Source organism: Nonomuraea sp. NPDC051941, from assembly GCF_044593615.1.
The window spans coordinates 186,782-210,599 of the sequence record NZ_JBIUCF010000014.1 but is presented as its reverse complement, the minus strand read 5'-3'; the positions used below and the strand labels follow the sequence as shown (position 1 = coordinate 210,599).

Annotated in this window: 27 protein-coding genes; 17 read left to right on the top strand and 10 right to left on the bottom strand. The window is 69.8% G+C overall.

Annotated elements, in window-relative coordinates:
• Positions 1-102 precede the first annotated feature (102 nt).
• Positions 103-1,854, top strand: coding sequence for a DEAD/DEAH box helicase (locus ACIHFD_RS24540; protein ID WP_364266342.1), 1,752 nt, complete (start codon positions 103-105; stop codon positions 1,852-1,854).
• Between the two features lie 9 nt (positions 1,855-1,863).
• Here the strand turns inward: ACIHFD_RS24540 and ACIHFD_RS24535 are convergent, their stop codons facing one another.
• From ACIHFD_RS24535 to ACIHFD_RS24525, 3 genes are all read right to left on the bottom strand, one after another.
• Positions 1,864-2,316 (bottom strand): GNAT family N-acetyltransferase, encoded by a 453-nt coding sequence (locus ACIHFD_RS24535; RefSeq protein ID WP_397368845.1) that lies wholly within the window; start codon positions 2,314-2,316, stop codon positions 1,864-1,866.
• 74 nt (positions 2,317-2,390) lie between these two features.
• Positions 2,391-3,530: a hypothetical protein gene (locus ACIHFD_RS24530; RefSeq protein WP_397368844.1), complete on the bottom strand. Its 1,140-nt coding sequence runs from the start codon at positions 3,528-3,530 to the stop codon at positions 2,391-2,393.
• On the bottom strand, positions 3,520-4,614 hold the full coding sequence (locus ACIHFD_RS24525) for a helix-turn-helix domain-containing protein (RefSeq protein ID WP_363962824.1): 1,095 nt from the start codon (positions 4,612-4,614) through the stop codon (positions 3,520-3,522). Before ACIHFD_RS24525 ends, ACIHFD_RS24530 begins: the two co-directional genes overlap by 11 nt.
• A 478-nt stretch (positions 4,615-5,092) precedes the next feature.
• Here ACIHFD_RS24525 and ACIHFD_RS24520 point away from each other — a divergent pair, with 478 nt between their 5' ends.
• Positions 5,093-5,233, top strand: coding sequence for a hypothetical protein (locus tag ACIHFD_RS24520; RefSeq protein WP_357754735.1), 141 nt, complete (start codon positions 5,093-5,095; stop codon positions 5,231-5,233).
• A 174-nt stretch (positions 5,234-5,407) separates the two neighbouring features.
• Positions 5,408-5,785 carry an STAS domain-containing protein gene (locus ACIHFD_RS24515; RefSeq protein ID WP_350730101.1) on the top strand — a complete coding sequence of 126 codons (378 nt, stop codon included), beginning with the start codon at positions 5,408-5,410 and terminating at the stop codon, positions 5,783-5,785.
• Here ACIHFD_RS24515 and ACIHFD_RS24510 read toward each other — a convergent pair whose 3' ends face one another.
• From ACIHFD_RS24510 to ACIHFD_RS24500, 3 genes are all read right to left on the bottom strand, one after another.
• Positions 5,786-6,298: a hypothetical protein gene (locus ACIHFD_RS24510; RefSeq protein ID WP_397368843.1), complete on the bottom strand. Its 513-nt coding sequence runs from the start codon at positions 6,296-6,298 to the stop codon at positions 5,786-5,788.
• A 133-nt stretch (positions 6,299-6,431) separates the two neighbouring features.
• Positions 6,432-7,001, bottom strand: a complete 570-nt coding sequence (locus ACIHFD_RS24505; RefSeq protein WP_397368842.1) for a nicotinamidase — start codon at positions 6,999-7,001, stop codon at positions 6,432-6,434.
• Positions 7,002-7,062: 61 nt separating this feature from the next.
• Positions 7,063-8,346 (bottom strand): nicotinate phosphoribosyltransferase, encoded by a 1,284-nt coding sequence (locus ACIHFD_RS24500; RefSeq protein WP_397368841.1) that lies wholly within the window; start codon positions 8,344-8,346, stop codon positions 7,063-7,065.
• A gap of 46 nt (positions 8,347-8,392) precedes the next feature.
• On the opposite strand from ACIHFD_RS24500, the gene clpS reads away from it, so the two are divergent.
• The 5 genes from clpS to ACIHFD_RS24475 all read left to right on the top strand — a co-directional run bounded on the left by clpS (position 8,393) and on the right by ACIHFD_RS24475 (position 11,088).
• A complete protein-coding gene (gene clpS / locus ACIHFD_RS24495) occupies positions 8,393-8,686 on the top strand; it encodes an ATP-dependent Clp protease adapter ClpS (protein WP_185071427.1) in 294 nt (97 codons plus the stop codon).
• A gap of 28 nt (positions 8,687-8,714) precedes the next feature.
• Complete coding sequence (locus ACIHFD_RS24490; protein WP_185071428.1) at positions 8,715-9,239, top strand: DUF2017 domain-containing protein; 525 nt, start codon at positions 8,715-8,717, stop codon at positions 9,237-9,239.
• 9 nt (positions 9,240-9,248) lie between these two features.
• Positions 9,249-9,659 carry a Mov34/MPN/PAD-1 family protein gene (locus ACIHFD_RS24485; protein ID WP_397368840.1) on the top strand — a complete coding sequence of 137 codons (411 nt, stop codon included), beginning with the start codon at positions 9,249-9,251 and terminating at the stop codon, positions 9,657-9,659.
• Between the two features lie 207 nt (positions 9,660-9,866).
• Positions 9,867-10,139: a MoaD/ThiS family protein gene (locus tag ACIHFD_RS24480; protein ID WP_185071430.1), complete on the top strand. Its 273-nt coding sequence runs from the start codon at positions 9,867-9,869 to the stop codon at positions 10,137-10,139.
• Position 10,140: 1 nt separating this feature from the next.
• The gene (locus tag ACIHFD_RS24475; protein ID WP_397368839.1) at positions 10,141-11,088 is read left to right on the top strand and encodes a PLP-dependent cysteine synthase family protein; all 948 of its coding nucleotides are present in this window, start codon (positions 10,141-10,143) and stop codon (positions 11,086-11,088) included.
• A 58-nt stretch (positions 11,089-11,146) separates the two neighbouring features.
• On the opposite strand, the gene ACIHFD_RS24470 is transcribed toward ACIHFD_RS24475, so the two are convergent.
• Positions 11,147-12,985: a hypothetical protein gene (locus tag ACIHFD_RS24470; RefSeq protein ID WP_397368838.1), complete on the bottom strand. Its 1,839-nt coding sequence runs from the start codon at positions 12,983-12,985 to the stop codon at positions 11,147-11,149.
• Positions 12,986-13,163: 178 nt separating this feature from the next.
• Positions 13,164-13,490 (bottom strand): hypothetical protein, encoded by a 327-nt coding sequence (locus tag ACIHFD_RS24465; protein ID WP_397368837.1) that lies wholly within the window; start codon positions 13,488-13,490, stop codon positions 13,164-13,166.
• Between the two features lie 110 nt (positions 13,491-13,600).
• Here ACIHFD_RS24465 and ACIHFD_RS24460 point away from each other — a divergent pair, with 110 nt between their 5' ends.
• The 3 genes from ACIHFD_RS24460 to ACIHFD_RS24450 all read left to right on the top strand — a co-directional run bounded on the left by ACIHFD_RS24460 (position 13,601) and on the right by ACIHFD_RS24450 (position 16,157).
• A complete protein-coding gene (locus tag ACIHFD_RS24460) occupies positions 13,601-14,392 on the top strand; it encodes a thioesterase family protein (protein WP_364251024.1) in 792 nt (263 codons plus the stop codon).
• Between the two features lie 104 nt (positions 14,393-14,496).
• The gene (gene murI / locus ACIHFD_RS24455; protein WP_397368835.1) at positions 14,497-15,408 is read left to right on the top strand and encodes a glutamate racemase; all 912 of its coding nucleotides are present in this window, start codon (positions 14,497-14,499) and stop codon (positions 15,406-15,408) included.
• On the top strand, positions 15,405-16,157 hold the full coding sequence (locus tag ACIHFD_RS24450; protein WP_397368834.1) for an MBL fold metallo-hydrolase: 753 nt from the start codon (positions 15,405-15,407) through the stop codon (positions 16,155-16,157). The genes murI and ACIHFD_RS24450 overlap by 4 nt, the downstream gene beginning before the upstream one ends.
• Here the strand turns inward: ACIHFD_RS24450 and ACIHFD_RS24445 are convergent.
• Complete coding sequence (locus ACIHFD_RS24445; protein ID WP_364251015.1) at positions 16,142-17,380, bottom strand: MFS transporter; 1,239 nt, start codon at positions 17,378-17,380, stop codon at positions 16,142-16,144. The two genes, ACIHFD_RS24450 and ACIHFD_RS24445, sit on opposite strands and share 16 nt — an antisense overlap.
• A gap of 68 nt (positions 17,381-17,448) precedes the next feature.
• On the opposite strand from ACIHFD_RS24445, the gene rph reads away from it, so the two are divergent.
• From rph to ACIHFD_RS24420, 5 genes are all read left to right on the top strand, one after another.
• Entirely contained in the window at positions 17,449-18,168 is a 720-nt protein-coding gene (gene rph / locus ACIHFD_RS24440) for a ribonuclease PH (RefSeq protein ID WP_397368880.1), read from the top strand.
• Positions 18,165-18,755, top strand: coding sequence for an RdgB/HAM1 family non-canonical purine NTP pyrophosphatase (rdgB, locus tag ACIHFD_RS24435; RefSeq protein ID WP_350730123.1), 591 nt, complete (start codon positions 18,165-18,167; stop codon positions 18,753-18,755). Before rph ends, rdgB begins: the two co-directional genes overlap by 4 nt.
• 46 nt (positions 18,756-18,801) lie before the next feature.
• Entirely contained in the window at positions 18,802-20,568 is a 1,767-nt protein-coding gene (locus tag ACIHFD_RS24430) for a molybdopterin-dependent oxidoreductase (RefSeq protein WP_397368832.1), read from the top strand.
• A gap of 495 nt (positions 20,569-21,063) precedes the next feature.
• On the top strand, positions 21,064-21,714 hold the full coding sequence (locus ACIHFD_RS24425) for a toxin glutamine deamidase domain-containing protein (RefSeq protein ID WP_397368831.1): 651 nt from the start codon (positions 21,064-21,066) through the stop codon (positions 21,712-21,714).
• Positions 21,711-21,980, top strand: coding sequence for a hypothetical protein (locus ACIHFD_RS24420; RefSeq protein WP_350730129.1), 270 nt, complete (start codon positions 21,711-21,713; stop codon positions 21,978-21,980). Before ACIHFD_RS24425 ends, ACIHFD_RS24420 begins: the two co-directional genes overlap by 4 nt.
• 5 nt (positions 21,981-21,985) lie before the next feature.
• On the opposite strand, the gene ACIHFD_RS24415 is transcribed toward ACIHFD_RS24420, so the two are convergent.
• Entirely contained in the window at positions 21,986-22,468 is a 483-nt protein-coding gene (locus ACIHFD_RS24415; protein WP_397368830.1) for a hypothetical protein, read from the bottom strand.
• A 176-nt stretch (positions 22,469-22,644) separates the two neighbouring features.
• Here ACIHFD_RS24415 and ACIHFD_RS24410 point away from each other — a divergent pair, with 176 nt between their 5' ends.
• Positions 22,645-23,817, top strand: a complete 1,173-nt coding sequence (locus ACIHFD_RS24410) for a sensor histidine kinase (protein WP_397368829.1) — start codon at positions 22,645-22,647, stop codon at positions 23,815-23,817.
• The last annotated feature ends 1 nt before the right edge of the window (position 23,818 follow it).

The following is a 23,818-nucleotide window of genomic DNA, read 5'->3' as shown; positions in this document are numbered from 1 at the left end:
GCTTGGCCAGAATCCTCAACTCACGGCACGTCTTGTCGGTCGGCCCGATTACTATCGGGTCACTGTGAGAGAGCGAAGCACACTAACCCCAGAGGTGATGCGGTGAGCACCTTCGCCGCGTCCCACCTTTCGCCTTCCTATCCCGACCGAGCAGCATGGGGCACCGCCCCCAAGCTCCGCGCGTGGCAGCAGGAGGCGTTCGACCTCTACTTCAGGCGCGAGCCGCGTGACTTCCTCACCGTGGCGACTCCGGGCGCGGGCAAGACGACCTACGCCCTGCGCATCGCCAGCGAGCTGCTCGCCAACGGCGTGATCAGGTCGATCACGATCGTCACGCCCACCGAGCACCTCAAGCGGCAGTGGGCCGACGCCGCCGCGCGGGTCGGCATCGGCATCGACCCCGAGTTCAAGAACAGCCAGGGCACGACCTCGCGCGACTACACCGGGGTGGCGGTGACGTACGCGCAGGTCGCCATGCACCCCGCGCTGCACAGGGCGCGCACGGAGGCGCGCAAGACGCTGGTGATCTTCGACGAGATCCACCACGCGGGCGACGCCAAGTCGTGGGGCGACGGCGTGAGCGAGGCGTTCGAGCCCGCCACGCGCCGCCTCCAGCTCACCGGCACGCCGTTCAGGTCCGACGACAACCCGATCCCGTTCGTCGGCTACGAGGAGGACGCCGAGGGCCTCAAGCGCAGCGTCGCCGACTACTCCTACGGCTACGGCCCCGCGCTCGACGACGGCGTCGTGCGCCCGGTCATCTTCCTGGCCTATTCCGGCGAGATGAAGTGGCGCACGCGGGCGGGCGACGAGATCGCCGCGACGCTCGGCACACCGCTCACCAAGGACCAGCTCTCGCAGGCGTGGCGGGCCGCGCTCGACCCGAAGGGCGACTGGATCCGCCAGGTCATGCAGGCCGCCGACCGGCGGCTCACCGAGGTGCGCAGGGGCGTGCCCGACGCGGGCGGCCTGGTCATCGCCACCGACCACGAGACGGCCCGGGCCTACGCCCGCCACCTGCGCAACATCACCGGCGAGGGCGCCACCGTGGTCCTCTCCGACGACCCCGGCGCGTCGAAGAAGATCAAGCAGTTCACGGCCTCGCCGGACCGCTGGCTGGTGGCCGTGCGCATGGTGTCGGAGGGCGTCGACATCCCCCGCCTGTGCGTGGGCGTCTACGCCACCTCCACCTCCACCCCGCTCTTCTTCGCCCAGGCCGTGGGCCGCTTCGTGCGGGCCCGCAAGCGCGGCGAGACCGCCTCGGTCTTCCTCCCCTCGGTGCCCACGCTCATGGGGCTGGCCAACGAGATGGAGGTCGAGCGCGACCACGTGCTCAACAAGCGGCCTCCCGAGGACGGGCTCGACGACAGCCTCCTGGAGCAGGCCAACCGCCAGAAGGACAATCCCGACGTCCTGGGTGACGAGCTCCCGTTCGAGACGATGGAGACGTCGGCCACGTTCGACCGGGTGCTGTTCGACGGCGGCGAGTTCGGCACGGGCGCGGCGGTCGGTTCGGCGGAGGAAGAGGACTTCCTGGGCCTGCCCGGGCTGCTGGAGCCCGACCAGGTGGCGACGCTGCTGCGCAAGCGGCAGTCCGACCAGCAGGCGGCCAGGCGCAAGCAGGAGGAGGAGCAGCCGCGCGAGACGCTGGCGCCGCACGAGCAGATCGCGGACCTGCGGCGCGAGCTCAACGGCCTGGTGGGCGCCTGGAACCACCGCACGGGTCAGCCGCACGGGGTCATCCACTCGGACCTGCGCCGCTCGTGCGGCGGGCCGCCGATCGCGCAGGCGACGGCGGAGCAGATCCAGGAGCGGATCGACACCATCCGCCGCTGGGCCACCCAGCGCCGCTAGCCGGCGCGCTCAGCCGAGCTTTCTGACGAGGATGCGGCACAGCTCGGGCCGGAGCTCGAGCCCGCCGTTCGGGTGGTAGACGACGTCGGTCGTCGCCACCTCGCCGTGCGGCCATTCGGCGTAGCCGCGGCGCTGGTACAACCTCAGGGCGTCGGGGTTGTCCAGGCCCACGCCGAGGGCGACCTGGTCGTGGCCGTCGGCCAGGAGCCGCTCCTCGGCGGCCCAGAGCAGCGCGGTGCCGATGCCCCGGTTGCGCATCCAGGGCACGACCTCCAGGTGCGTGAGCAGCGCCACGCCCGGTAAATGGGTACGCAGCTCGGGCTCCTCCGCGGGCCCCAGCCACATGTAGACGTCGCCGACCGCCGTCCCGCGCTCCCAGGCGACGAGCAGGGCCCCGTGACCGGAGTCCTGCCTGGCGAGCCGGTCGGTGAAGTAGCCCTCCTGCCCGAGCGAGTCGACCATCGCAGGGAGGTCCGTATGGACGGCCTGACGGATATCACGTGGCCCCACGGACGACAGATTCCCGGTTCGCCCACTTATGAATCAAATGAGGTCCACTGGCGCAATAGTGGTGCACCAGGTCTGACCAGCCATTTCATGGCATCGGCCACGCTCGGCCCGAGTTGCGGGATCCTGGCGAAGTGATCGGCCCACTGGTCGCGGTCCGCCGCCCACGCCTCCAGGTAGTTGACGCAGAACTGCGGCGTGATGCGGTTGAGGCGGCCCAGCGCGGCCAGCAGGGACTCCTCCATGGCCCGGCGGCTCGTCGTCGCGTCCGGCGGGAGCTCCCTGACGCGGCGCAGCACGTCCTTGACGAAGTCGCCGCGCCTGGCGAGGGCGCCGACCCAGTACGCCGGATCGGCGGCGGCCTGCCAGCCCGTGCCCTCGCCCCCGTCGAGCAGCCAGTAGACGCCCTCGGCCAGCACGTCGCCGAGCTCCTGGTCCCGCGCGCGCATGGGGCGGTCGAAAGGGTCGTACGGGCGCTGCTTGACCATGCCCGTGACCGCGAGCGGGCGCACCGACTTCTCGCCCAGCAGGTAGAACCAGTCCTCGTTGTAGATGTTCGGGAAGAACGAGGGGCCGCGGGTCGTCTCGACGGCCAGGGCGCCGCCGCCCACGAACGACTCCTGATGCCCGCCGGTCAGCCGGTGGGCGTGGCACACCACCGAGTTGTCCGGGTAGCCGCCGATGTGCATGCCCACGGCGTCGTACGAGTCGAGCAGGGCGGCCGCGTGCGCGACCTCCTCGTGCCCGCCGACCTCGATGTCGTCGTCCAGGAAGACGATGCGCCGCCAGCCCATCAGGCGGGCCAGCAGCAGCCCCGTGTTCCGCTTGGCGCTGAGGTCGGTCGCGCGGGCGAACGGCGTGCCCTTCAGCAGGGCCGTGGTCGCGAAGTCCGGCAGGTTGAGCCGGGCCACGTTGTCGATGTCCACGGAGATGAACTGCAGGCCGGCCGGCATCAGGAGGAGGTCCGGTTTGCTCCACTTGCTGTGCAGGGTCACGAGGGGGCAGTCCAGGGCGATCGCCAGCCGGATCGCGTGGCTCAGCCAGACCGGATGCCTGATGGTCGGCACGACGATGGCGTCGACGCGGCCGGACTTCGCGACTCGCGGGTAGACCTCGATCAGATCCCGGTGGGAGCCGTGGTGATGCTCCGATCCGACCTCAGTCCCCACGAGAGGGCTCCGACCACTCATGCAGCCGGAACGTGTTCAGGGTCCAATCAGGAGTGACGACCACGCGGTCCCTGATCCTGACGCGCGTGAGAATGCTGTAGGCCGCGGCGGTGCCGAAACGTGCCCGCAGATAGACGGCGTTGCGGTCGCGGAATCGCTCGTCGGTCAGGGCCCGCACCGCACCGTAGACGCCTCTGCCGTACATCCCATTGCAAATGGTCAACGTGCGCTCGACATTGTCGGGATTGACGCCGCGGTAGAAGAACCCGACGTCCTCAAGGAGTTGCAGATTATCGCCGGACCCGGCGGTGACGGTGTAGTGCCGGCGCGTGTCGCCCCCCTCGATGACCTCGAAATACGGACCCTTTTCCCCCTCCCAGTCGGGCACCTGCCGCACCGGGAGTTCTGCTTGCGCGAGCACCGCCCCGGTCACCGCGTTGTAGTCGACGCCGCCCAGGAGCACCACGTGCGTCGTCAGGTCGTCGGAACGCAGATCCTCGGTGGAGACCAGCTTCACCGGGCTGCGCGGATTAGCGGCCCGGAGATGGCCCCACAGCTCGAAGAGGGAGTCGAGGTCGGAGTACTTGTACAGCTCGATGTAGTCGGGGCTCGACGGGTCCGCGTACGGGATCTTGGTCCGGTCCTCCTCCGGGACCTGCGAGCAGATGACCGTGATCGGCTCCCCGTCGCGGAAGTGCCAGGGGCCGGCCTGGAGCGCGTCCCGCGCCGCCGGCTCGGCGTTCTCACCCGATGCCTGGGACTTCAGTGCGGCCTGGCGCAGCCGGTCCAGCTCGGCGAGCAGGTGGCGGTGGTCCTCGAGCTCGCCCGCCGTCAGGTCGGACACGGGGAGCACGCGTGCCGTCCCGTTGGAGATCGATCGCTTGGTCGCGAAGAACGCGGCGTACTTCTCCAGCCGGTGTAAAGGCGGGATCTTGCTCGCATGAGCCGACTCCCACGACGAGATCAGCGCGACGCTGACCTGGAACGCCTCGCGCAGCTGTGCCTGGGTGACGCGCCGGTCAGGCCAGTGGCTTTCGCGCAGCTCGCGCAGTCGGCGCGCCAGCGCGGAATTGACGCCGCTCATGCCAGCCCCATTGGTGTGAACTTCAGTAATCTCTAGTGAACATCAACCTGGCGGCGGAATCGATGAAGAATCCGCAGCTAAGGCCTAACAGAACAGCCAACGTGCACAAACGGGTGAGCACAAGAGCCATCAGTCTAACCATTCAGCTGTCACCGCCGTGTACGAATAGGGCGGTTCAGTCGGGGTAAACCTCTAATTGGAGAAGATTCACTGAAGTTAGCTGAATATGGGTGGAGGTGGTTCGTGGCGAGGGTCCGATGAGCCACACCCGGCAGGAGCGGCATCCCCATGCAGAAAGACAGCGGAACACCCCCGCGACGAGCCCAATCATCGGCGGAGGTGCCCGCGAGCGAGGTTTCTGTCAGAGCGCGTCTCCGCACCAGGGAAAACCTTCATGACCACACTAGTCCTCCACCTCTCGGTGGCAATACCAACATCAACCGATACCAGAGCCTTGACCCTCTTCCTCCTGACGACCTTGATCACACTGGCAGCGGCGGCCATCCGCTGGACGGTGAAGCGGGCGAACGTCGTCATGGTGATCAGTGGCACGGGCGTCCTGGTGATCGTCCTGTCCGTGCTGCTCGCCGCCTACGTGATCACCTTCGGGACAGCCTGAGGGAGCCGTCGCGCGCGGCGCTCCGCCCCCCGGCGCTGCGCGCGTGCCGGTCGCGTGTGACGATGGGTGACTCTGTGCGTTTGGCCACAGAGCGGCGCTCATCTGTTAGAAACTCGACGGAAGAGGCAACAACCACTCTTGGCTTGTCTCGGGATACGCAGAAGGACTTTGCCCATGTCGTCTGAGGTCACCAGAAAGCCGATGCTGACCGTGACTTCCGGCCTCTCGCGAAACGCCGTCATCCTCAAGCTCGAGGGCGAGCTCGACGTCAACGTCCTGCAGGTGCTGCGCGAGCACCTCGAACCCGTCTGGGCCCTTCCTCCCAAGCCCTTCCTGATCCTGGACCTGGGCGAGCTCTCGTTCTGCGACTCCATGGGGATGAACGAGCTCGTCGGCGTCATGCAGCGGTGCGAGTCCAGAGGGACCCGGCTGCTGCTCGGTGGGGTTCAGGGGGTCATGGCCAGGGTGCTGTCGATCACCGGGCTGCGGCACGCGTTCGAGGTCTTCGCCCGGCTCGACGACGCGCTGCGGCTCGCCGTGGCCAAGCCCTGACTACGTCTGGGGGATGCGCCGCCCGGTGCGGCCATCGGTCAGGACGTAATCCGGCTTCTCCCGCAGGGGAAGCTTCAGCGCGGCCCGGCCGCTCTCGACGCGCACCGGCAGCGTGAACACGCGCTGGTGGTGGCCCGTGAGCGCGGCCGGGTGGCTGCCGACGTTGGGCCCCTCGTACAGCCATAGACGCAGTCTGCGCCCCTCGGCCCGGACCACGACCTCGGCCGCCCCGCACTCCTGCGGCGCCGCCGCCCAGGTCAGCACGATCTCGTGGGCCACCTTCGCCGCATGGGGGACCGGGACGCGCTCCTGGCAGGAGGCCACGAGGTTGGCCACGATCGCCGGAGGGGCGGGGGCGGGCCGCTCTTCGGCGCCCATCGCGATCGTCCCGCCTTCCAGCAGCGCCAGCGTGACGACCGCGGCCACCCGCTCGCCGGCGCTCCCCCGGACGAGCAGCCACAGGCAGAGAGGACCGAGGACGAGCCAGGCCGCACCCAGGGAGATGGCCAGCATGAATCTACCTCCCGCGAAAAGGAGTTTGTGACTCTCCGTATTACTACGGCTCCGGAGGGGGTTCGTCCTCTTGAATATCACATGAACGCAGCGTTGCCTACCGCATACGCCTCGTGATCAATGGTGATCCCGGTCACCCCAGAACGGGCGCCCCCCGGAGGGTGGCGCCCGCGTCCTTCAGCTCCGCCAGCGCCGCCTCCGTGGTCGTCGGGGCCACGCCGGCCGTCAGGTCCAGCAGCACCCGCACCGCCAGCCCGTGCTTGACCGCGTCGAGCGCCGTCGCGCGCACGCAGTGGTCCGTGGCGATCCCGACCACGTCCACCTCGTGCACCCCGCGCTGCCCGAGCCACTCGGCCAGCGGGACCCCGTCGCTCGAAAGGCCCTCGAAACCGCTGTACGCGGCGGCGTAGGCGCCCTTGCTGAACACCTCCTCCACCTCCGCCACGTCGAACGACGGGTGGAAGTCGGCTCCCGGGGTCCCGGCCACGCAGTGCGCCGGCCACCTGGAGACGTAGTCGGGCGATTCGGCGAAGTGGTCGCCGGGCGAGATGTGGTAGTCGCGGGTCGCCACCACGTGGTCATAGCCGTGTTCGGCCATGTGGCGAGTGATCGCCGCCGCCACCTCCGAGCCGCCGGCCACGGGCAGGCTGCCGCCCTCGCAGAAGTCGTTCTGCACATCGACGATGATCAGTGCGGTCCCCATATTCAGCACTCTAATAACAGGGCCCGCCGTCCGGCCCGTCGCCCCGCTGCCGCGGGGAGGGTCAGGCGAACTCCGTGGGGATGGCCGCGTACCCCCTGCCGAGGTGCAGGGCCTCCTGGGGGAGGGTGGCGACGGCGGCGGCGTGGCGCTCGCGGGCGGCGGGCAGGGGCTCCCTGCCCACGACCTGCCCGTCGCGCACCAGCTCGTGCAGCAAGGGGACGCCGCCTTCCGGGGCCAGACCGCCGGTGGTGATCAGCTCGGTCTCCACGTTGCCCACGTCGTCCAGGAGCCGGTACGCCTGCTTGCGGCCCCCGCGCGACGGCTTGCCCACCGAGCGCTTGGCCACGGCCTCCAGCTTGCCCGTGGCCGTCTCCCTCGCCACCAGCTTGTACACCAGGGCCGCCGTGGGGACGCCGGACCCGGTCACCAGGGACGTGCCGACGCCGTAACCGTCGACGGGGGCGGCGGCGAGCGCGGCGATGGCGTACTCGTCCAGGTCGGAGGTGACCAGGATGCGGGTCTCGAAGGCCCCGAGCGCGTCGAGCTGCTCGCGCACCTCCTGCGCGGCGGCGGCCAGGTCGCCGGAGTCGATGCGGACCGCGCCCAGCTCCGGCCCCGCCAGCTCCACGGCCGTGCGCACCGCCTCGGCCACGTCGTACGTGTCCACCAGCAGCGTCGTCTTGCGGCCGAGCGAGGCGATCTGGGCCTCGAACGCGTCCTTCTCCGAGTCGTGCAGCAACGTGAACGCGTGCGCCGCCGTGCCGGCCGTGGGCACGCCGTAGGCGTACCCGGCCATGAGGTTGGAGGTGGAGGCGAAACCGGCGATGTACGCGGCCCGGGCGGCGGCCACGGCGGCGGCCTCGTGGGTGCGGCGCGAGCCCATCTCGATGATCGGCCGCTTGCCCGCGGCGTTGGTCATGCGGGAGGCCGCTGAGGCGATGGCGCAGTCGTGGTTCAGGATCGACAAGGTGAGGGTCTCGAGCAGCACGGCCTCCGCGAAGGTCCCCTCCACGATCATGATCGGGGAGGCGGGGAAGTAGAGGTCGCCCTCGCGGTAGCCGTAGACGTTCCCGGAAAACCGGTAATCGGCGAGAAACGCCAGAGTGTCGTCGTCGACGACCTGCCTCTTCCGCAAATAGGTGAGTTCTTCCTCACTGAAACGGAAGCGTTCTAGCTCGTCCAGGACACGTCCGGTCCCGGCGACAACCCCGTAGCGCCTGCCACCCGGCAGATGTCTGGCGAACACCTCGAAAACGGCGCGCCTGTGCGCCGCTCCGCTCCGGAGCGCCGCCTGCAGCATCGTCAGCTCATAGTGATCTGTGAGCAACGCAGTGCTCATGGTCATTGTCACGACTCGAAGACTACGGCCCAGATAGGGCAGACTCGGGGATGTGGGTAGCACCGCTCCAATCGCCGTTGAGCGTCCGTCATCGGACGTCCGGCCCGATCTGCCATGGGTGACCATCGTCTGGAACGACCCGGTCAACCTCATGTCCTACGTGACCTATGTCTTCCAATCGGTCTTCGGCTACACGAGAGAGAAGGCCGAAAAACTCATGCTGGACGTACACCACAAGGGCAAGGCCGTCGTGTCCAGTGGCACGCGGGAAGAGATGGAACGCGATGTGCAGATTCTCCACTCCTACGGCCTGTGGGCGACGGTCCAGCCGGACTCGGTCAAGTGAGGCACATGAGGTCAGTGAGGCGGCACGCGTGACATCGGGGTTTTCGTCGGGCAAGGGCGGCGTCGTCGTCGCGGAGTTCGAGGCCGCGGAGGTCTCCCTCCTGCGCTCGCTCGTGTCGATGATGCTGGGCATCGTGGAGCCGGGGCGGACCAGCGACGACCCGCTGGAGCGGGCGCTGGGCATCGGCGGGGGAGAGGCGCCGACCGACCCGGTGCTGGCCAGGCTGTTCCCGTCGGCGTACGAGGACGAGAAGGATTCGGCGGAGTTCCGCCGCTACACCGAGGCCACCCTGCGCGACGGCAAGCGGGCCGACGCGCAGACCGTCTTCGACACCGCCAGGTCGGGCCGCGCGGAGCTCACGCCCGAGCAGGCCCAGGCCTGGCTGCGCTCGCTCAACGACGTGCGCCTGACGCTCGGCACCAAGCTCGACGTGACCGAGGAGGTCCACGACGAGATCGCCGTGATGTCCGAGGACGACCCCCGCTACCCGGCCTACCTCACCTACGACTGGCTGACCTACCTCCAGGACAGCCTGGTCCGGGCGCTCTGGTAACTTCCGGGCATGCTGTCGATCTCGCAGGAACTGGTGGACAAGATCGTCGCCCATGCCCGTGCCGACCACCCCGACGAGGCGTGCGGGGTGATCGCCGGCAGGAACGGTGTCCCCGAGCGGTTCGTCCCGATGGAGAACGCCGAACGCTCGCCCACCTTCTACCGCTTCGACTCCATGGAGCAGCTGCGCGTCTGGCGTGAGATGGACGACCGCGACGAGGAGCCCGTCGTGATCTACCACTCCCACACGGCCACCGAGGCGTACCCGTCGCGCACCGACGTCTCCTATGCCTCCGAGCCGGACGCCCACTACGTCCTGGTCTCCACGCGGGACGAGGACGACGAGGACAAGGTGGAGTTCCGCTCGTACCGGATCCTCGACGGAGTGATTACCGAGGAAGAGGTAAGGTTTCTCCCATGATGGTCAGGCCGGTGCAGAGTTTCCTCTTCGCGCATACTCCTGCCGTCGTCGTCTACGACTGTCGCATGCGAGACCTGCAGCTCCACTGCCGCTAAGGCGGCAGCCCTGACGAGCAGGTTTCTTACCGGAAGATCCCGCGGAATCCGCATGTAGCCATCGGCGTTGCTGCCGATGGGACGACGACCTGATCTGAGGAGACTGAGCGCGATGGCCATCGAGGTTCGCATTCCGACCATCCTGCGTAATTACACCGGCGGCGCCAAGGCCGTCGACGCCGAGGGCGCCACCCTCGAAGAGCTGATCAGCAATCTGGAGTCGCGCCACCCCGGCATCAAGGAGCGCCTGGTCGACGCGGGCAGCCTGCGCCGCTTCGTCAACGTCTACCTGAACGACGAGGACGTGCGCTTCCTGGGCGGCCTGGGCACGCCGCTGTCCGACGGCGACACGGTGACCGTGCTGCCTGCCGTCGCCGGCGGGTGACATGCGGTTCGACTCGCTGATCGACTCGGTCGGCCGCACGCCCCTCGTGGGGCTGCCGAGGTTGTCGCCCTCCGCCGACGTGCGGATCTGGGCCAAGCTCGAAGACCGCAACCCGACCGGGTCGATCAAGGACAGGCCCGCCCTGTGGATGATCCAGGAGGCCGAGAAGGACGGCCGGCTCACGCCCGGCTGCACGATCCTCGAGCCCACCAGCGGTAACACGGGCATCTCGCTCGCCATGTCGGCCAAGCTCAAGGGCTACAAGCTGATCTGCGTGATGCCCGAGAACACCTCGGAGGAGCGCCGTCAGCTCCTGCGCATGTGGGGCGCGCAGATCATCTCCTCGCCCGCGGCGGGCGGCTCCAACGAGGCCGTGCGCGTGGCCAAGGAGCTGGCGGCCCAGAATCCCTCCTGGGTGATGCTCTACCAGTACGGAAACCCGGCCAACTGGCGCTCGCACTACGAGACCACCGGCCCGGAGATCCTCGAGGACCTGCCCACCGTCACCCACTTCGTGGCCGGGCTCGGCACGACGGGCACGCTGATGGGCGTCGGGCGGTTCCTGCGCGAGCGGGTGCCCGGCGTGCAGATCGTCGCCGCCGAGCCGCGTTACGGCGAGCTGGTCTACGGGCTGCGCAACGTGGACGAGGGCTTCATCCCCGAGCTCTACGACGAGTCCGTGCTGACCACCCGCTTCTCCGTGGGCTCGGCCGACGCGCTGCGGCGCACGCGCGAGCTGCTGGCCTCCGAGGGCATCTTCGCCGGAGTCTCGACCGGCGCGGCGCTGCACGCGGCGCTGGGCGTGGCCAAGAAGGCGGTCAAGGCGGGCGAGCGCGCCGACGTCGCGTTCGTGGTGGCCGACGGCGGCTGGAAATACCTGTCCACGGGCGCCTACGAGGGCACCCTGGAGGAGGCGGAAGAGCGCCTCGAAGGCCAGCTCTGGGCCTGAGACAGCAGGAAACAGGCGGCCGGTCCACAAAGGGCCGGCCGCCTGTTCCGTTCGTCGCTCAGTTGAACAGGACCCGCAGCGAGAACGTCGCCTCGGTGTCGGTCTGCGTGCCGCTCATCCCGACGGCCCGCAGCACCTGGAGGTTGGCCTTGTCGTCGCCCTGCATGGACTTGAGGTAGAGGCTCTCCACCTTGTCCAGGTCCACGAAGACCGCGTAGTTGGCGTCGTCCGCGTTGGGGATCGCCGTCTGGAACGTCTCCGAGTCGCCCAGCGTGCCCTCACCGGCCAGCTGCTTGGCGTACTCGTCCGACGTCGCCACGGTGAAGACGCCGTCGCCGGCGACCTTGGCGATCTGCGGCGCGCCCTGACCCTGGGAGGTCAGCGCCTGCTGGACCTTGTCGACGATGGCCTGCGCCTTGGCCGGGTCGGTGACGATGCGCACGCCGCCCTTGATCTGGTCGCCGCCCAGGCCCTGGCTGTCCACGGCGAGCGTGAAGTTCTTGCCGAAGATCGTGGCCAGGTCGCCGGGCAGCTGAATCCCGAGCTGGCTCTGCGCCGACTCCAGCATCTGCTTGACCTCGGCGCCGCCGCTCGCCGCGGCCTGCTTCTGGATCTGGTCCCACTGCTTGGTGACCATCTGGTCGAGGCCGGAGATCGACACCGCGCCCGCCGTGGTGGCGGGCAGCGTGCCCAGGTTGGCCTTGGGCAGGTCACCCTCGGGGGTCATGCCCTTGGCGCCGCGCACGAGGCCGGCGAGCTCGACGTACGCGCTGTCGAAGCGCAGCGCGCCGGCGAACCTGGCGTCCTTGACCTGGTCCACCAGGGCGGCCTGCTCGGCCGGGACCTCCTTCTTGGCCACCTCCATGAGCCCGCCCATGTCGGCCCAGAACGACAGCACGCCCTGCTCGCCGACCGCGCCCATGTCGTCGTTGAACTCGGCGTTGTCGGCCAGGCTGCCCTCGGACTTCGCGAACTTGTCGGCCAGCGCCTGGGTCGAGCTCAGCAGCGCGTAGTCGTCACGGAAGGCGAGGCCGTACTTCTCGCCCTTCATCAGCTTGGCGATGCCGGCCTTGGCCTGCGCCTCGTCCTTGATCTGGACGGCCACCGCGAAGTCGGGATCCTCCTTGCCCGACGGCACGGCGGCGAAGCCGACCCTGCTGCCGAGCCAGGGGTCGACGTCCTTGGCGAAGTCGACCTTGGAGTCGGAGTCGGAGTTGATCGTGTCGAAGAGCGCCTTGCGCGGGTCCTCGCCGGTGAAGGAGTCCTTGGTGACCGTGAACTTCCTGGCGATCTGGAACAGCGCCAGCTTCTGGTTCGCGGCCGGGTCCAGGTCGAGCCGGGCGTAGGCGATCGAGTTGGCGGGCAGGACCTCGTTCGGCTGCGTACCGCCGCCGCCGATGGCGCCCATGGCCCACACGGTGCCGCCGCCGAGCAGGATCACCGCGAGCGCGGCGGCCGCGGCGATGATCCAGGTCTTGCGGCCCTTCTTGGCCGGTTGCGCCGGGCCGAACCCCTCGGGCCCCTGCTGCTGCCAGCCGCTCTGGGCGTACTGGTCGTTCTGCCAACCTTGCTGCTGCTGTTCCTGCTGCCAGCCCTGGCCCTGCTGTTGCCAGCCCTGCTGCTCCTGCTGCCAACCCTGCTGCGGCTGCTGCTGTTGCCAGCCGCCCTGGGCCTGCTGGCTCTGCTGCTGGCCCTGCTGCTGGCCCTGCTGCCAGTTCTGCTGCTGGCCGTACGAGCCCTGCTGGCCGTAGCCGGCGTCGTAGGTCGGCTGCTGCTGCCCGTACCCCTGCTGAGGGTTGTACGGCTGCTGCTGCTGTCCGTAGGACGCCTGCTGGCCGTAGCCCCCCTGCTGGTGGGGCTGCTGCGGCGGGTACGGCTGTCCCGATGACTGAGGCATCGTCGGGGGGTTCTCCGGCTGCTGCCCCTGGTTCCAGTTGTACGCCGTGGTCCGGTCAGGATCTTGGCCGTAGGGGGGATTATTCGCAGACATCACTCAACTCACAATGTGGACTTTTGACCACAGAGAAGTTAGCTGATGTTGCTAGACGGGCGCTTGCAATGTGCTGAAGTGAGATTCAGACCCTGCTGAGTTCCTTTCTGAGCGCATTGATGTGGACCTCGCCGCTTCCGTAGTCGATCACGCACGACCACGGCACGAATGTGCAGCCCACATAGACCAGACGGGACAGCGAGCGGGAGAACCAGGACGCGCGGCCCTGGTTCTCCCGGGTGAGGCCGAGCAGCAGCGGCGCGCGGCGGCTGGAGACGATCAGCCCGTAGACGGTGTGGCTCTTCTGGAGCTCGCCCCTGTGCTTGATCACGCGGATGTCGACCACGTGGCCGACCCATATCCCGTCGGAGTCCCAAACGGACTGACCGAGGAGTTCGGTGACACTTGCCATGATCGAACTTTCTCAACCGAATCATGTTTTCGCAGGTAGGCACGCTGATAGGGGGATGCCATAGACTATGCGGGCGCTAGAACATAATTCCGGAGTTGAGGCGGGCGCGGATGACCAAGTTCGACGAGGCGACTCAGGCGATCAGGATCGACGAGGGCACGTACGACGTGTGCCTCGACCCCGGATACGCCATCGGCGGCCCCCTCAACGGCGGCTACCTCATGGCCGTGATCCTGCGCGCGGCGGTGGACGCCTCGCCGTTCGAGCATCCGGTGAGCACGACGGCGCAGTTCCTGAAGGCGCCGGTCGCCGGGCCCGCGCAGATCAGGATCGAGCCGCTCAAGGCGGGCAGGACGGCCGCGTTCGCCAGGGCCACACTCGTGCAGGACGACGTGGCGCACATCGAGGGGCTGATCACGACGGCCACGTTGCACGAGGTCGAGCCGATTTATGCCGAAAAATCGGCGTATGACATGCCCGGCATCGAGGACTGTGCCAAGCTCCCCGACCCCAAGCCCGAGTCGGGCATGAACCTGAACGCCCGGATGGAGCTGCTCTTCGACCCGCCCACGATCGGCTGGCTGAAGGGCGAGCCCTCCGGCAGGCCGGAGTCGCGGGCGTACTTCAGGATGGCCGAGCCGCAGGACCCGGACCCGTACGTGCTGGCGCTGGCCGTGGACGCGCTGCCGCCGGTGGTGTTCTCGGCGGGCGCGCGCGGCTGGGCGCCGACCGTGGACCTCACCTGGCACCTGCGGGCGCTGCCCGCCCCCGGCTGGCTCACGCTGCTCGGCAGCGGCCGGCTGGTCTCGGACGGCTGGTTCGACGAGGAGGTCGAGGTACGCGACTCCACGGGCCGCCTCGTGGCCCAGTCGCGCCAGCTCGCCCGGGTCGGACGCGGCTGACCGGCCCGGATGTGACCAAGACAACACCCCTCGCACGTCGCCGTGTCGTACCTGTGAGCATTCTTACGCAGAGTTGATCGTGCAGGTCGCCTACCCTCTAGAGCGTGCCGGACGCGAGTATTGGGATCTTCGACAGCGGGGTCGGCGGCCTGACGGTCGCGCGCGCGATCATCGACCAGTTGCCCTATGAGTCCATTACGTACGTGGCCGACACGGCCCGTCAGCCGTACGGGCCGAAACGCATCGCCGAGGTCCGCGCCTACGCCCTGGAGGTGATGGACCACCTCGTCGACCACGGCGTGAAGATGCTCGTGATCGCCTGCAACAGCGCCAGCGCCGCCGTGCTGCGCGACGCCCGCGAGCGTTACGACGTGCCGGTCGTCGAGGTGATCCAGCCCGCCACCAGGCGGGCGGTGCGCGCCACCCGTACGGGCAGGGTCGGCGTGATCGCCACCAGGGCCACCATCGAGTCCATGGCCTACCACGACGCCTTCACCGCGGCGCCCGACGTGCAGCTCACCGGCGTGGCCGCCCCACGCCTGGTGGAGTACGTCGAGCGCGGGGAGACGATGAGCGACGAGCTCATCGAGGTCCTGGGCGAGTACCTGGAGCCCATCAGGGCCGCCGGGTGCGACACCCTCATCCTCGGCTGCACCCACTACCCGCTGCTCACCGGCGCCATCTCCTATGTCGTCGGCGACGGTGTCACGCTGGTCTCCAGCGCCGAGGAGACGGCCAAGGACGTCTACCGGATCCTGCACGACCGCGATCTGGCGGCAGGAGGCGAGGCCACCCCCCGGCACCGCTTCCGCGCCACCGGCGACTCCCTGCTCTTCGCCCGGCTCGGGCGACGGTTCCTGGGGCCGGAGATCGATGCGGTCGAAGTCGCACCAGTGGGGGGTACTACCTCTAACGGCCACTCGGCCGCGCCGGTGTCGGGACTGACGAGCGACGACACCGGATTCCGGCGGCCGGGTAGCGACGCGGAGCGTCGCATCGGGAAGGAGCCCACATGAAGGTGACCATCGTTGGGTGTTCGGGCAGCTTCCCCGGGCCCGACAGCCCCGCGTCCTGCTACCTCATCGAGGCGGACGGGTTCAAGCTGCTGCTCGACCTCGGCAACGGGTCGCTCGGCGCGCTCCAACGCCACATCAGCGTGTGCGACGTGGACGCGATCTGCCTGTCGCACCTGCATGCCGACCACTGTCTCGACCTGTGCTCCTACCACGTGGTCCGCACGTACGGGCCCGGCGCGCCGTACCCCACCCTGCCCGTCTACGCGCCGGCCGACGCGCCCGCCCGGCTGTCGGCCGCGTACGGGATGCCGGACGAGCCGGGCCTGGAGACCGCGTTCGACTTCGTGCCGCTGGCGCCGGGCTCGTTCGAGATCGGGCCGTTCACGCTGACCGCCGGGCTGGTCAACCACCCGGTCGAGGCGTACGGCTTCCGCGTGACCGGCGGCGGCCGGTGCGTGGCCTACTCCGGCGACACCGGCGAGTCGAGCGAACTGGTGAAGCTGGCCACGGGCGCCGACCTGCTGCTGTGCGAGGCGTCGTTCGTGGAGGGCCCGGACCTGCCCGCCGACCTGCACCTGACCGGCCGCCAGGCCGCCCGGCACGCGGCCGAGGCCGGCGTCGGACGGCTCGTGCTCACCCACCTCGTCCCGTGGAACGACCAGGCCACCGTGCTCGAGGAGGCGATGGGAGGCGGTTTCGACGGCCCGATCGAGCTGGCCCGCAGCGGCGCGGTCTACGACCTGGCCTGAGCCTGGGTGAAGTCGCGCATGCGGGGCAACGGGGAGAACAGCAGCGGCACGAAGGTCAGCAGCCGGGCCCCCATGATCACCCACAGGGCCTCGCGCACCCCGATCTGCTGGGCCAAGAGCCCGCCGAACAGCGCTCCCAGCGGCATGATGCCCCAGGTCATGAACCTCACCGACGCGTTGACCCGGCCGAGCAGATGCTCGGGGGTCACGGTCTGGCGGTAGGTGACCTGGCCCACGTTCAACAATGTCGCGCTCCAAGTGAGCGCGATCGAAGTGATCGCGAAGCACACCACCCGCCAGTCGGCCTGCGTCATCGGCAGCAGCAGGCCGAAGGGCGAGCCCAGGATGACCGCCAGCCAGGTCATCCTGGCGGTGCCGTACCGCCTGGACAGCCAGGAGCCGGTGAAGCCGCCGATCAGGCCGCCGATGCCGCCCGACATGAGCAGCAGGCCGATGGTGCTGGGGGGCAGCTTGACCACCTGGGCCAGGAACAGCACCGACAGGCCGAGCACGGCGCTGGTGCACAGGTTTCCGGCCACCGTCGAGGTGGCTAACATGCGCAGCAGCCGGTCGCGCCACAGGAACGACAGGCCCTCGCGGATGCCGCGCAGCAGCGGGGTGCGCTCGGTGACGGCGGGCGGCTTGTCGGGGGCCTTGATCGTGCCCAGGAAGACCACCGAGGCGAGCGCGCCGAGCGCGGTGGCGAACAGCGTGCGCGGCGCCCCCAGCAGCTGCACCAGCGCGCCCCCCACGGCCGGCCCGGACAGGAACGAGCCCGACCGCACGATCTCCAGCTTGGAGTTGCCGTCGGTGAGCTGCCCGGTGCCGACCAGCTCCGGCAGGTACGTCTGGTCCGCCACGTCGTTGAAGACCTGGGCCACGCCGGCCAGCAGCGCGATGGCGAACATCAGGCCGATCGTCAGCAGCCCCAGCTCCGCGGCCAGCGGGATGCTGGCGAGCAGCAGGAACCTGGCCAGGTCGGAGGCCAGCATCACGCGCCGCCGGCGCATCCGGTCGACCCACACCCCCGCGGGCAGACCGATCAGCAGGAAGGCCGTCGTCTGCAGCGCTGACAGGACCCCGATCTCCACCGGACCGGCGTTCAGCGCGAGCACGGCCGCCAGCGGAAGCGCAACACGGGAGATATTCGCGCCTAGTTCACTGGCAACGTGCGAACTGAGGAACCGCAGGAAGTCAGGGTTACGCAACACCCCCGTTGTCATTGCGTAAGGATCCATGTGGCGGACACATTTGGTCAAGAGTGTCGTGGCGCGGAGATAGGGTGATCTGCATGTCCCGACAGGATGGCCGCAACCCTGACCAGCTACGTCCCATAACCATCACCAGGCAGTGGCTCGCTCACGCCGAGGGATCGGTGCTGGTCGAATTCGGCAACACGCGGGTGCTGTGCGCGGCCTCGGTCCAGGACAGCGTGCCCCGGTGGCGAAGGGGCAGCGGCCAGGGGTGGGTTACGGCCGAATATGCCATGCTGCCCCGGGCGACCAATACTCGTAACGATCGCGAATCGGTCCGCGGCAAAATCGGCGGCCGGACCCACGAGATTTCCCGGTTGATCGGGCGTTCCCTCCGCGCTTGCGTCGATTACAAGGCGTTGGGGGAAAACTCCATTCTGCTCGACTGTGACGTGCTGGACGCCGACGGCGGCACCAGGACCGCCGCGATCACCGGTGCCTATGTCGCGCTCGCCGACGCGATCGCCTGGATGCGCGAGCGCCGCATGTGCCCGGGCGAGCCGCTGATCGGCTCGGTCGCGGCCGTGTCCGTCGGGGTGGTCGGCTCGGTGCCGCTGCTCGACCTCTGCTACACCGAGGACGTGGCCGCCGAGACCGACATGAACGTCGTGATGACCGGCGAGGGCAGCTTCGTCGAGGTGCAGGGCACCGCCGAGGGCGCCCCCTTCGACCGCGCGGCGCTCGACCAGCTCCTCGACCTGGCGACGGCCGGCTGCGAGGAGCTCACGCTGATCCAGCAGGAAGCCCTGGGCTCATGAGGATCGTGCTGGCCACCCGCAACGCGGGCAAGATCGCGGAGCTGCGCCGGATCCTGTCCGGGTTCGACATCGTCGGGCTCGAGGAGTTCCCCTCGATCGGCGACGTCGCCGAGACCGGCGTCACGTTCGAGGAAAACGCGCTGCTCAAGGCGCACGCCGTGGCTCAGGGGTCGGGGCTGCCCGCGGTGGCAGACGACTCGGGGCTCTGCGTCGACGTGCTGGGCGGCATGCCGGGCGTCTTCTCCGCCCGCTGGTCGGGGCGGCACGGCGACGACCAGGCCAACCTGGACCTGCTGCTCGCGCAGGTCTCCGACGTGCCCGCCGACAAGCTGACCGCGCACTTCGCCTGCGCCGCCGCGCTGGCGCTGCCCTCGGGGGAGTCCCGGGTGGTGGAGGGCGCGCTCCAGGGCCATCTGATCTCCGCCCGCCGGGGGTCCAACGGGTTCGGGTACGACCCGATCTTCGTGCCCGACGGCGAGGAGCGCACGACGGCCGAGCTGTCGCCGGAGGAGAAGGACGCGATCAGCCACCGGGGCCGGGCCTTCCGCGCGCTGGCGCCCGTCGTGCGCGATCTGCTCAGCTCGTAACCACCGTGTAAGAACCGCTCGGGGCCGGGCGGCGTAACGTCGGACTGTGCAGAGTAATTCGGTGGTGCCCGCCTGGGCGCGGGCCCTGATGGGGCTGGTGGCCGGGGGCGTGGCCCTCGGGATCGCGCAGCTCGTGGCCGCGTTCGCCGGGGCCAAGTCGTCGCCCGTGGTGGCGGTGGGCGACGCGACGATCGACCTGACGCCCGCTCCGGTCAAGGACTTCGCGATCAGGACGTTCGGCGAGAACGACAAGACGGTCCTCATCGCGGGCGTGCTGATCGTGGTGCTCGGCGTGATCGCGCCTCTCATCGGGACGCTGGCCGTCCGCAGGCTCGCCTACGGCTTCGCCGGGCTGGCCGTTTTCGCGGCGATCGGCCTGGCGGCGGTGCTGACCCGGCCGGAGGCCGGGATCCTGGACGCGCTGCCGACCTTGGTGGGGGTGGCGGCCGGCGCCTGGACGTTGCGATGGCTGGTACGGCGGGCAGCAGGCGAGCCCCTCACCCTTCCGGCGTCCCCGCCCGCCCACGCCACCCAGCCCCCCAGCACCGCCGCGATCGGGTCCGCCGGTGTCGCCGAGTCCGCCAATGCGACCGAGTCCACCGAGCCCACTGACGCCACCGAGCCCACCGGCGCTCCCCGGCCCACCGGTGCCACCGAGTCCGCCGGTGCCAGGAGGGACGGCAGCGGTGCGGCCCGTGACGGCGTGGAGCGGCCTGCGGTCATGCTGGCCGGGGCGGACCTGTGGACGTTCGACCGGCGGCGGCTGCTGACCGGAGCCGCCGGTGGGGCGGTGGTCGCGATCGGCGGCGCCATGCTCGGGCAGGCGCTCGGCGGGCGGCGGGCCGTGGACGCCGCGCGGGTGAGGGTGGCGCTGCCCAGGCCCGCGACCCCCGCCAAACCCCTCCCGGCGGGCGCAGACCTCCACATCAGGGGCTTGTCTCCATTTATTACGAATAACCGGGACTTCTATAGGGTCGACACGGCGCTGGTCGTCCCCCAGGTGGATCCCAACTCCTGGACGCTGCGCATCCACGGCATGGTCGACCGGCCCGTCGAGCTCACGTACCAGGAGCTTCTCGGCATGCCGCTCACCGAGGCCGACGTCACGCTCACCTGCGTCTCCAACGAGGTCGGCGGCGAGTACGTCGGCAACGCCCGCTGGCTCGGCGTCCGCATGGCCGAGGTGCTGCGCCGGGCCGGGCTCCGGTCCGGCGCCGACATGCTCCTGTCCACCTCGGCCGACGGCTTCACCTGCGGCACCCCGGTTGACGTGGTCATGGACGGCCGCGACGCGCTGTTCGCGATCGCGATGAACGGCGAGGCCCTCCCCGTGGCCCACGGCTTCCCCGTGCGCCAGGTGGTGCCCGGTCTGTACGGGTACGTGTCGGCCACCAAGTGGGTCGTGGACATCAAGGTGACCAGGTTCGACCAGGACGAGGCGTACTGGACGCCGCGCGGCTGGGCGGCCAAGGGGCCCATCAAGACGCAGTCACGGATCGACGTGCCCAAGTCGGGCGATTCCCTGAAGGCCGGGCGAGCCACGATCGCCGGTGTGGCCTGGGCCCAGCACACCGGGGTGGACGCCGTGGAGGTCAGGGTCGATCGGGGGCAGTGGCGGCAGGCGAGGCTGGCCCAGGTGCCGGGGCCCGACACCTGGCGGCAGTGGTCGATCGACTGGGACGCCACGGCGGGGGAGCACACGATCCAGGTGCGGGCGACCGACGCCGCCGGGCGTACCCAGACCGACCAGGGGGCCCCGCCCCCGCCCGACGGCGCCACCGGCTGGCACACCATCACGGTGAAGGTGACCTGAGCCCCGCTTGTCCCTGTTTCCGCAGGTACGGCCCATGGTTCTGGCGGAGAATCTTGCCGACTTCCCCTCCCTGCCCCGGCGACCCCTCTACGATCGGTCGTCGAGCAGGACAGGGGGTAGGACGTGTTCCGCGAGCGCAAGCCGGGCGTCCGGTGGGTCCTTCCAGACGGACAGTACAACCCTGTGGTGGCGGAGGGGGTGCGGTGGCTCGACTACGAGCGCGCCGCCGAGACCGGCACCGCTCCCGCGCGCTCTTCGGGAGGCCCGGCCACCTTAGAGCCCGAAGCACCCGCCGACCCCCGAACCGGTCCCGATCCCCGATCCGACCGCGACCCTCGGCCCGACCGCGATCACCGGACGGAGGACCATGATCCTCGATCCGACCGTGACCACCGGACCGGGGATCGTGATCCTCGCTCCGATCGCGATCGCCGGTCCGGGCACGATCGCTGGCCCGACGGTGATCAGCGGTCCGAGCGCCCCGACATATCCGATATGCCGGGTGACCTCCTCGACGCCGAGGAGGGCGACTGGTTCGACCGGACGCGCCGGCCGTCCAGGCTCGCCGACTCCAGGCCGTACGGGATGCCGGGCGGGCTCGCACAGCCGGACCCGCAGGTGGAGCAGGACCTCGCCGAGGCGCTGCGGCCCGGCGATCGCTTCCCCGACCCGCGCGGCACCTGGGTGCGGCTGATCAACGGCGGCGGGCCCGCCGACGACCCGTTCCGGGCCTCCAACGCGGCCGACTGCGCGCTGGCCGTGCTGTCCACCTGGCACGGCGAGCCCGCCGCGGCCGCGCCCAGATTCCCGGAGTACGACCGGATCGGCCGGCCCCTGCTGACCGGCGAGGAGGGGAGCCTGGCCAGGATCGAGCGGTGGGTCGGGCAGCGCTTCCAGTGCGCGGGGCAGGGGCGGCACGCCTATCCGATGATCGCGCGGCGGCTGCGCGACGCCGGGCACGGGGCCGCTGCCGCCATCGTGGTGCGCTGGCCCGGAGGCGGCTCCCACGCCTGGAACGCGGTGAACTACGACGGCGAGGTGATCTGGATCGACGCTCAGAGGGGGCACATGTCCGTCGAACCGGCCTATATGACGGTGACCGGGGTGTTCTGCGTGGTCCTCGACCGGCAGGGATGGCCGCGATGAACCTCGACCAGGCCCGGGCGCTGGCCGAGGAGTACTTCAACGGCGTGCTGGCGTCCGACGAGGCGGTGCCGGTGGGGGTGCATGGGTTCCGCGACGGATATGTGGCGTGGGTACGCGAGCTCGAACCCGACGACCCGGCCACGCTGCCGGAGACGATCGGGGGCGGGTGCATCGTGATCGACCGTGCAACGGGCGAGGTGGTGGCCCGCCCGCTCCTCGACCCCGAGTCGGTCGCCGACCTCTGGCCCGGCCGCACACCACGCTGAGCGGTCTAGCCGCTGCTCGTGGGGACCGGGATCGGGGCCGGTGGGACGTCAGAACGCGGGGCCTTCGGCACTACCCAGCTGCAAAAGACGCCGTCCTTCCCGTTCTCCTCGCAGGCGGAGTCGAGGCGCTCGGGCACCTGGAAACGCCTGGGCATCCGGTCCGGCTCCTGCCAGTACATCCCGTGCACCTCGTCCCGGTGCGCGAATCCGCTGACCATCGCCACGGCGGTGCCGCCCAGCAGGGCGCCGATCACGAGGCCGATGAGTCCGGCGCCGAGGACCTGGGCCTGCTTCTGCCGGAAGAACTCCCGGTAGGAGTCGGGATGCCGAGGCGGTGCGAGAGGCATGGTGAACCCGGGGCCCGGAGGGGCCTCGCCGTACTTCAGCCGGCTCCGCGCCCCGGACTCGTGAAGATCGTCGTCAGGGGTCGGGTCGCGCGGTGCTTCCTCTTCACCGCGCGACCCGGCGTCGCGATCATGATCCGCCATCACGATCTCCCTTTACTCGCCCACTAGAGGGGCGCTCCCAGAGACAAGAATGCCCAAGTCACCGTAAGCCCGGCGTAAGACCCCGGTCTGTTCACCGCCACGTAAGACCTGGGTCGTAGACGCACTTCCACCTACAGGCGGAACAACGGTCAGACGGCGGTACATATCGTGATGGTGTGTTCGGCAAGGTGCGGGCGTGGTCGAGACGCCACGAGAAGCTGGCGGGCGTCCTCCGGGTCGCCCCGCTCGCCACGCTGTGCGCGATCCTGGCGATCCCGTACGCGACCGTCTCCCCGACCGCGACCGTTGGCCCACACCTCGGCGTGGCCGGATATCTGGCCCTCTCGGCGATGCTGCTGCTGCCGCTGCTCTGGCGCGACCGCCCGGTCGCCTCGTTCGCCGCGATCGCGCTGATCAGCTTCGGGCAGTGGCTGGCGGGCGTCAACCCGCTGGCCGCCAACCTCGCCGTGCTGGTCGCGCTCTGGGCGGTGGCGTACCGGTGCTCGTTCCGCTGGAGCCTGGCCGCGGGCCTGGTGACGGAGCTGGGGGTGTTCCTGGCCCTGGCCAGGTGGGACACGCCCACCTTGGGGATGTTCCTCAGCGCCTCGATCTTCACCGTGACGGTCTGGCTGACCGGCCTGTACGCCAGCACGCGCAGGCGATACCTGGAAGGGCTCGAAGAGCGCGCGGAACGGGCGGAACGCGAGCGCGACCAGCAGGCCAGGATGGCCGCCGCGGCCGAGCGCGCCAGGATCGCCAGGGAGCTGCACGACGTCGTGGCCCACAACGTCAGCGTGATGGTGGTGCAGGCCGACGGCGCGGGCTACGCCCTCGACAGCGATCCCGAGCAGGCCCGCGAGGCCGTCCGGGCCATCTCCAAGACCGGCCGCGCCGCGCTCGCCGAGATGCGCAGGCTGGTCGGCGTCCTGCGCGAGGGCGAGCAGGACGGCACCGACTACACCCCGCAGCCGGGGCTCGGCCAGCTGGAGGACCTGGTACGCGGCTCGGCCGTGCCCGCGCGGCTCCAGGTCGGCGGCGTGCCCGTCGAGTTGCCCGAGGGCCAGCAGCTCGCGGTCTACCGCATCGTCCAGGAGGCCCTCACGAACGCGCTCAAGCACGGCGGCCCGGGCGCCCAGGCGCTCGTGGAGATCGACTACAGCGGCCCCGAGCTCGTCGTACGCGTGACCGACGACGGCAGGGGCGCGGCGGCTCCCAGGAGCGCCGACGGTCACGGCCTGATCGGCATGCGCGAGCGGGTCGGCATGTACGGCGGCGCCGTGTCGGCGGAGCCCCTGCGGGGCGGCGGGTTCGAGGTGCTGGCCAGGTTGCCCATGGTCAAGGCGGCATAGA

What these genes read in the sequence shown, in the direction of transcription:
- ACIHFD_RS24535 (WP_397368845.1), bottom strand. Translation starts at nt 2,316, where the DNA reads ATGGTCGACTCGCTCGGGCAGGAGGGCTACTTCACCGACCGGCTCGCC.
- ACIHFD_RS24525 (WP_363962824.1), bottom strand. Translation starts at nt 4,614, where the DNA reads ATGAGCGGCGTCAATTCCGCGCTGGCGCGCCGACTGCGCGAGCTGCGC.
- ACIHFD_RS24515 (WP_350730101.1), top strand. Translation starts at nt 5,408, where the DNA reads ATGTCGTCTGAGGTCACCAGAAAGCCGATGCTGACCGTGACTTCCGGC.
- ACIHFD_RS24510 (WP_397368843.1), bottom strand. Translation starts at nt 6,298, where the DNA reads ATGCTGGCCATCTCCCTGGGTGCGGCCTGGCTCGTCCTCGGTCCTCTC.
- ACIHFD_RS24505 (WP_397368842.1), bottom strand. Translation starts at nt 7,001, where the DNA reads ATGGGGACCGCACTGATCATCGTCGATGTGCAGAACGACTTCTGCGAG.
- ACIHFD_RS24500 (WP_397368841.1), bottom strand. Translation starts at nt 8,346, where the DNA reads ATGACCATGAGCACTGCGTTGCTCACAGATCACTATGAGCTGACGATG.
- ACIHFD_RS24485 (WP_397368840.1), top strand. Translation starts at nt 9,249, where the DNA reads ATGCTGTCGATCTCGCAGGAACTGGTGGACAAGATCGTCGCCCATGCC.
- ACIHFD_RS24480 (WP_185071430.1), top strand. Translation starts at nt 9,867, where the DNA reads ATGGCCATCGAGGTTCGCATTCCGACCATCCTGCGTAATTACACCGGC.
- ACIHFD_RS24475 (WP_397368839.1), top strand. Translation starts at nt 10,141, where the DNA reads ATGCGGTTCGACTCGCTGATCGACTCGGTCGGCCGCACGCCCCTCGTG.
- ACIHFD_RS24470 (WP_397368838.1), bottom strand. Translation starts at nt 12,985, where the DNA reads ATGCCTCAGTCATCGGGACAGCCGTACCCGCCGCAGCAGCCCCACCAG.
- ACIHFD_RS24465 (WP_397368837.1), bottom strand. Translation starts at nt 13,490, where the DNA reads ATGGCAAGTGTCACCGAACTCCTCGGTCAGTCCGTTTGGGACTCCGAC.
- ACIHFD_RS24460 (WP_364251024.1), top strand. Translation starts at nt 13,601, where the DNA reads ATGACCAAGTTCGACGAGGCGACTCAGGCGATCAGGATCGACGAGGGC.
- ACIHFD_RS24450 (WP_397368834.1), top strand. Translation starts at nt 15,405, where the DNA reads ATGAAGGTGACCATCGTTGGGTGTTCGGGCAGCTTCCCCGGGCCCGAC.
- ACIHFD_RS24445 (WP_364251015.1), bottom strand. Translation starts at nt 17,380, where the DNA reads ATGACAACGGGGGTGTTGCGTAACCCTGACTTCCTGCGGTTCCTCAGT.
- rph (WP_397368880.1), top strand. Translation starts at nt 17,449, where the DNA reads ATGTCCCGACAGGATGGCCGCAACCCTGACCAGCTACGTCCCATAACC.
- rdgB (WP_350730123.1), top strand. Translation starts at nt 18,165, where the DNA reads ATGAGGATCGTGCTGGCCACCCGCAACGCGGGCAAGATCGCGGAGCTG.
- ACIHFD_RS24425 (WP_397368831.1), top strand. Translation starts at nt 21,064, where the DNA reads ATGCCGGGTGACCTCCTCGACGCCGAGGAGGGCGACTGGTTCGACCGG.
- ACIHFD_RS24420 (WP_350730129.1), top strand. Translation starts at nt 21,711, where the DNA reads ATGAACCTCGACCAGGCCCGGGCGCTGGCCGAGGAGTACTTCAACGGC.
- ACIHFD_RS24415 (WP_397368830.1), bottom strand. Translation starts at nt 22,468, where the DNA reads ATGGCGGATCATGATCGCGACGCCGGGTCGCGCGGTGAAGAGGAAGCA.